At 57.5% G+C, this 5,460-nt stretch carries 7 protein-coding genes; 5 read left to right on the top strand and 2 right to left on the bottom strand.

Annotated features, from left to right (window positions below):
* Positions 1-332 precede the first annotated feature (332 nt).
* The 3 genes from DYL61_RS30980 to DYL61_RS30970 all read left to right on the top strand — a co-directional run bounded on the left by DYL61_RS30980 (position 333) and on the right by DYL61_RS30970 (position 2,833).
* Entirely contained in the window at positions 333-737 is a 405-nt protein-coding gene (locus DYL61_RS30980) for a TraR/DksA family transcriptional regulator (RefSeq protein ID WP_135288325.1), read from the top strand.
* A gap of 95 nt (positions 738-832) precedes the next feature.
* On the top strand, positions 833-2,515 hold the full coding sequence (locus DYL61_RS30975) for a methyl-accepting chemotaxis protein (protein ID WP_420825098.1): 1,683 nt from the start codon (positions 833-835) through the stop codon (positions 2,513-2,515).
* Between the two features lie 114 nt (positions 2,516-2,629).
* Complete coding sequence (locus DYL61_RS30970) at positions 2,630-2,833, top strand: hypothetical protein (RefSeq protein WP_105698062.1); 204 nt, start codon at positions 2,630-2,632, stop codon at positions 2,831-2,833.
* Positions 2,834-2,839: 6 nt separating this feature from the next.
* On the opposite strand, the gene DYL61_RS30965 is transcribed toward DYL61_RS30970, so the two are convergent.
* Positions 2,840-3,076 carry a DUF2789 domain-containing protein gene (locus tag DYL61_RS30965; RefSeq protein WP_135311549.1) on the bottom strand — a complete coding sequence of 79 codons (237 nt, stop codon included), beginning with the start codon at positions 3,074-3,076 and terminating at the stop codon, positions 2,840-2,842.
* A gap of 65 nt (positions 3,077-3,141) precedes the next feature.
* Positions 3,142-3,420: a hypothetical protein gene (locus tag DYL61_RS30960; RefSeq protein WP_167498019.1), complete on the bottom strand. Its 279-nt coding sequence runs from the start codon at positions 3,418-3,420 to the stop codon at positions 3,142-3,144.
* Between the two features lie 411 nt (positions 3,421-3,831).
* Between DYL61_RS30960 and DYL61_RS30955 the strand changes: the two genes are divergently transcribed.
* Complete coding sequence (locus DYL61_RS30955) at positions 3,832-4,281, top strand: hypothetical protein (protein WP_193559474.1); 450 nt, start codon at positions 3,832-3,834, stop codon at positions 4,279-4,281.
* Positions 4,282-4,395: 114 nt separating this feature from the next.
* Positions 4,396-5,400 (top strand): ABC transporter substrate-binding protein, encoded by a 1,005-nt coding sequence (locus DYL61_RS30950; RefSeq protein ID WP_135311547.1) that lies wholly within the window; start codon positions 4,396-4,398, stop codon positions 5,398-5,400.
* Positions 5,401-5,460: the final 60 nt, after the last annotated feature.

Below are 5,460 nucleotides of genomic sequence, written 5' to 3'. Positions count from 1 at the left end.
CTGGCATTAGGGCAAGCCCCCTCCCACATTTGATATTTACCTGTCAGCAAATGCCGTTTGTCTTCTATATAGCTCCACAGCACTGAATTTCTTGCTATAAACGCACTCCGATGACCATTCGCCGAGCCCGTCCTGGTGCTTCTGGAGGTCATCTGGGAAAAAATGCCTGTCTTTTCAGTTGCTGCGCTCTCAAGTCGGCCTTAGACTGCCGCCCCTCGTAAATTGAGTGCCGGGTGGCGCTTGGAACGGATGGCGCCTTTCCGAGACCTGCAGAGGTCGGCCGGAACGCTCCCTTATTCGCCTTAATGCACGTATTTTTTATAGAGAAATCAATGACAAAGGAAAAGTTGCTGGCCATGCCGGCGGATGACTACATGAATGCCGAGCAGCACGCTTTTTTTGAGCAGATGTTGCAAGACATGAAAGTGGAACACCACGAGCGCATTGAACAGAACCGTATCGCCATTGAAAGCCTGGACACCCCGGCCGACCCGGCCGACGCTGCTTCCGTGGAAGAAGAGCGTACCTGGCTGGTGAATGCCATCGACCGCGACCAGCGCATGCTGCCGCAGCTTGAGCGCGCACTGGAGCGTATCAAGGAAGATTCCTTCGGTTGGTGTGATGACAGCGGCGAGCCTATCGGCCTCAAGCGTCTGCTGATCAGCCCTACCACCAAGTACTGCATCGAAGCGCAAGAGCGCCACGAGCAGATCGACAAGCACCAGCGTCAAGCCTGATGCGGTGAATGGGGGATCGTGCAATCGGTCCCCCCAGAGAAACACCCGTTACACCCTGGTTATTGATCTACTGCAAACGCTCCCACTAAAGGCCCATGGATAATGGCCGTATAGTGGCGTTTAATGCAGACACAATAATGACAAGCAGTGGGGTAACGAAGATGGCTGGAGATGGATCTCTGATGGGCGCAGCGGTGCCACCTCAAACGGTGGTGCGCGGGTTGCCCGGCTGGCTCACGCCCCTATTGCAGAGCACCGCCCTGGTGCTGGTGCTGCTGGCCCTGGCGCTTGTCAGCTGGCCGCTTTACGTCTGCCTGCCACTGGCCGTGCTGGTCATATGGCTGCCTCGCCTGAAACATCATTCGCCGGTCGTGACGTCTTCCGAAGACGGCGATGCCATGGGCGAACTGACGCGCGATCTGTCCTATACCACCAGCCATAACGCACTTTCCGCCGCCGGCGTGGCCTATTCGGTCAAGCAGTTGGCCGCCCGGTTGCAGTCGCAATTGAGTGCGGCGCAGCAGATTGTCAGCAGTGCCGAGGTGATGATCGATACCGAGAAGGCCAGCTCCCAACTCAGCCGTGAGGCGCTGGATGCGGCCAGCCAGGCTCATCAGCGCAGTACTCAGGGCCGCGAAGTACTGGGCCAGTCGATCACCCGGATGCACCAGCTCAGTGAGCGCGCGAATGCCAGCCGTGAGCTGATCGAAGCCTTGAGTCAACGCAGCGAGGAAATCCAGCGGGTGACCCTGGTGATCCAGTCCATTGCCAGCCAGACCAACCTGCTGGCGCTTAACGCAGCGATTGAAGCGGCCCGGGCCGGTGAGCATGGTCGCGGGTTCGCCGTAGTGGCCGACGAAGTGCGCGGGCTGGCCGGGCGTACGGCAACCGCTACCGATGAAGTCGGGGTCATGGTGGCCGATATCCAGCAACGTACCGCCCAGGTGGTGGAGCAGATCCGCCAGCTCTCGGCGGATTTGCACACCGGTGTCGAACAGGTGGAACATGCAGGCGAGCAACTGCAAAGCATCGCCAGCCTGGCCGCGGACGTGGAAGGCCAGGTCAATGCAATCGCCCAGGGCACTGACACCAACCGTATCCAACTCGACAGCCTGTTCCATGCCGTGGAACAGATGCGCAGCGATCTGGCCGTAAGCGACCAGCAAACCCGTCAACTGGCCGACGCCGCCGTGCAGATGGAAGGGCAAGCCGAAACCATCAGCGAGCGCCTGGCGGAAGTTGGCCTGGATGACTATCACCAACGCATCTACGATTTGGCTCGCGAGGGTGCAGGCCAGATTGCCGCGCAGTTCGAAGCCGATGTATCGCAGAGCCGCATCAGCCTGGATGACCTGTTTGACCGCAGCTACACCCCGATCCCGAACACCCGCCCGAGCAAGTTCCACACTCGGTTCGATGGCTATACCGACCAGGTGTTGCCGGCGATCCAGGAAGCGTTGCTGCCACGTCATGAAGGGTTGGTATTCGCCATCGCCTGCACGCCCCAAGGTTATGTGCCGACCCACAACAAGGCATTTTCCCAAGCGCTGACCGGTGATGTGCAGGTAGACGCGGTACAAAACCGTACAAAACGCAAGTTCGAAGACCGCACCGGAATCCGCTGTGGCAGCCATCAGCAAGCCGTTTTGCTCCAGACCTATACGCGCGACACTGGCGAATTGATGCACGACTTATCGGTGCCGATCATGGTCAAGGGCCGACATTGGGGCGGGTTGCGCCTTGGCTATAAACCCGAGGGGGTCAAGGGCACACGCTAGGATTATTGCTGTTTATGCAATGGAGCTATTCCGTGGATAGCTTTTTCCAACTTGAGGAAAGCCGTAGCATGGGCAACATTGTTAGCAAGCTAACTAATGTTGCGGAGAAGCTCCATGCAAAACAAAGTCGATGTGGCCGTGATGATTGGCAGTGGCGTGCCGCCGACCCTGCGGGCGCTGGGCCAGAAGGCCTGTTGGGTCGTGCTGTTGAACGGTGAGCAGCGCGGCACCGCGTTCGCCAGTCGTGATGAAGCCGAGGAGTGTAGGGCTGCCTGGCAGGCGTTGATGCAACTTGAGCAGTCAGACAGCCTTCATTGAGCGCGGTTATTTCGCGTGATGCAGGCGTTGATTGAGTTCATCTACGGCAATGGCCCACTCGGCGTCCTCACGGAGTTCTTCCTTGAGGAAACTGGCTTGCTGGGCCGACCAGAAAGGGGCGTCGATCAACTTCACGTCGTCAGGCAATGGATGGGCAACGATAAACGCGTCGATGGCGTCCGGTGTTGAATCCAGGCCCAATTGTTCAAAAAGGGTTTCAAGTGTAGGGATTGGCGCGTCCATTTCATTCTCCATGCAGGGTGGTCGTTATACATGGGAGGATGGTGAGGCGGCAGAGTTCTATCGAATCAGCCTTTCAACCCGATGATGTTGGCCCCGTGGTGCGTGTGCAAGCGGGCTTCAAGTTCTTTTGCCAACTCGCACGCCTGAATATGGTCACTGCGAAAGCCCTTGATTCGACCGCTCAATACTTCACGGATATGAAAGAAGTTTCTACCGGCAGGTACAACTTGGTAAAGAACGCAATCCAGGTTCCCGTCGCAGCCGTGCAAGCGGTAGTATTGAGCCCTGTCTTGGCATGACGAGTGAGTACGTGTGGGAATGGCTTCGTAGGTGGGTCGTTGCATGGCCTGCTCCTGTCGAACGGTCCGATTGACTCAACTGCTGCGTTTTGGTGGTTTTGGCCTGTCCTGCTGATTTAGTATTGTCGCCTGATGACGCTTGGTTCCCTCGTCGGGTATGTGTTTTTGTGTTGGATGTCAGAAAACGGCATTTTTAATTGGGTTATTCTCTGAAGTAGGTCGGCCCGTATTCTCGGGATGTTGAACCTGTGATTTCCTGTGATACCTGATGACCTTGCACAAGGCCCATCGGGTACGTCTGTACTAGTCTCGTAGGGCGCAGCAGCGGATCTTCTTCAGTTTTTTCGAGTGTGTTGTGTGTTCGTGCCGTAACGGCCGTTTTTTTGTGCTGCCCGCTCGGGCGGGCGGCGCTCTTTTCGATGTGGGGGCGTTTCCTTGGCAGTCAGTAATCTGGATATGCACGCGTTGTTCGTGCTGGGTGATTTGCGCGCAAAGTTGGTCAAACAGTTTCAATCCCGTTTTGTTTACATCACCGAGCAAACGCCGGAAGGCATCTACATTGCCGAGATCGATACGGAAACGGCGATGGTGGTCGATGACAAGCCGCGCCTTGAACTCAAAGTGGGTGACCATTTCCGCGCAGCGGTATTGCCCAGCCGTGAAGGTGGCAAGTTCGAGTTGAAGTTTCGCGAGATCAAGTTGACGGTATATGGTTTGGGCGACTATGCCTTTGTTTCTTGTGCCGAAGGCCAGGGCATCGTGTTCAAGGAAGGCCACAGCGTCATGCTGGTGTTTGCCGCCAATGAGCAATTGCAGGAAGGCCTGACCAAAACCCTGAAAGCCGTGACCGGCAAGGCCGCGAAGTGGCGCAAGGGTGAGCTGGTGACGTTCAAGGCCAGTGAGTGACGCTTCAACTCCCGGAACCTCTACTACAGTTGAGTTGACTTAACTATTCAGAGGCTTCGCGCATCCGCAGCAAAGCCGTTCGCTATTGGCTGCGATATCGCGAGGTGCTAAGGCATGAAAGGATTGAAAACGCTGTTGGCAGCAGCATCCCTGACGGCCCTGAGTCTTTCTGTTACGGCCGCCGAGAAACCGGTGCACTTTGCCGACCTGAACTGGGAAAGCGGCAGCTTGATCACCGAAGTGCTGCGGGTGATCGTCGAGAACGGCTACGACCTGCCCACCGACACGTTGCCCGGTACCACCATCACGCTGGAAACCGCCCTGGCCAAGAATGATATCCAGGTCATCGGTGAAGAGTGGGCCGGTCGCAGCCCTGTCTGGGTCAAGGCCGAGGCCGAAGGCAAGGTGGTCGGCCTGGGGGATACGGTCAAAGGCGCGACCGAGGGTTGGTGGGTGCCGGAATATGTGGTCAAGGGTGACCCGGCCAAAGGCCTCAAGCCGCTGGCGCCGGACCTCAAGAGCGTAAAGGACCTGGCGCGCTACAAAGACGTGTTCAAAGACCCTGAATCCCCCGGCAAGGGGCGCTTTCTCAACAGTCCTATCGGCTGGACCTCGGAAGTGGTCAACCAGCAGAAGCTCAAGGCGTACGGCCTGGATGACAGCTACGTGAACTTCCGCAGCGGTTCAGGTGCGGCGCTGGATGCGGAGATTGCGTCGTCGATTCGCCGGGGCAAGCCGGTGCTGTTCTATTACTGGTCGCCGACGCCGTTGATGGGGCGCTACAAGCTGATCCAGTTGGAGGAGCCGCCGTTCGACGCCGAGGCCTGGAAAACCCTGACGGATGCAGACAACCCTGATCCCAAGCCCACGCGGTCGTTGGCGTCCAAGTTGAGTATCGGCGTGTCCACGCCGTTCCAGAAGGAACATCCACAGATTGCGCAGTTCTTCGAGAAGGTTGAATTTCCTATCGAACCGCTGAATAAAGCCCTGGCGACCATGAGCGAGCATCACACGGCGCCACGGGAAGTCGCCCAGGTGTTCCTCAAGGAACATCCTGAAGTGTGGAAGGCGTGGTTGCCGGATGATGTGGCGAGTAAGGTTGAGGCGAACCTGAAGTGATCGGGATCTTCCTGCCATGTGGAACTTAATAATGTGGGAGGGGGCTTGCCCTAATGCCAG

This window comes from Pseudomonas nabeulensis, assembly GCF_004682045.1.
Lineage (GTDB): Bacteria > Pseudomonadota > Gammaproteobacteria > Pseudomonadales > Pseudomonadaceae > Aquipseudomonas > Aquipseudomonas nabeulensis.
Note: the sequence above shows the minus strand (reverse complement) of the source record. Positions and strands in the feature narration are given on the sequence as shown.

What these genes read in the sequence shown, in the direction of transcription:
- DYL61_RS30980 (WP_135288325.1), top strand. Translation starts at nt 333, where the DNA reads ATGACAAAGGAAAAGTTGCTGGCCATGCCGGCGGATGACTACATGAAT.
- DYL61_RS30975 (WP_420825098.1), top strand. Translation starts at nt 833, where the DNA reads ATGGATAATGGCCGTATAGTGGCGTTTAATGCAGACACAATAATGACA.
- DYL61_RS30970 (WP_105698062.1), top strand. Translation starts at nt 2,630, where the DNA reads ATGCAAAACAAAGTCGATGTGGCCGTGATGATTGGCAGTGGCGTGCCG.
- DYL61_RS30965 (WP_135311549.1), bottom strand. Translation starts at nt 3,076, where the DNA reads ATGGACGCGCCAATCCCTACACTTGAAACCCTTTTTGAACAATTGGGC.
- DYL61_RS30960 (WP_167498019.1), bottom strand. Translation starts at nt 3,420, where the DNA reads ATGCAACGACCCACCTACGAAGCCATTCCCACACGTACTCACTCGTCA.
- DYL61_RS30955 (WP_193559474.1), top strand. Translation starts at nt 3,832, where the DNA reads ATGCACGCGTTGTTCGTGCTGGGTGATTTGCGCGCAAAGTTGGTCAAA.
- DYL61_RS30950 (WP_135311547.1), top strand. Translation starts at nt 4,396, where the DNA reads ATGAAAGGATTGAAAACGCTGTTGGCAGCAGCATCCCTGACGGCCCTG.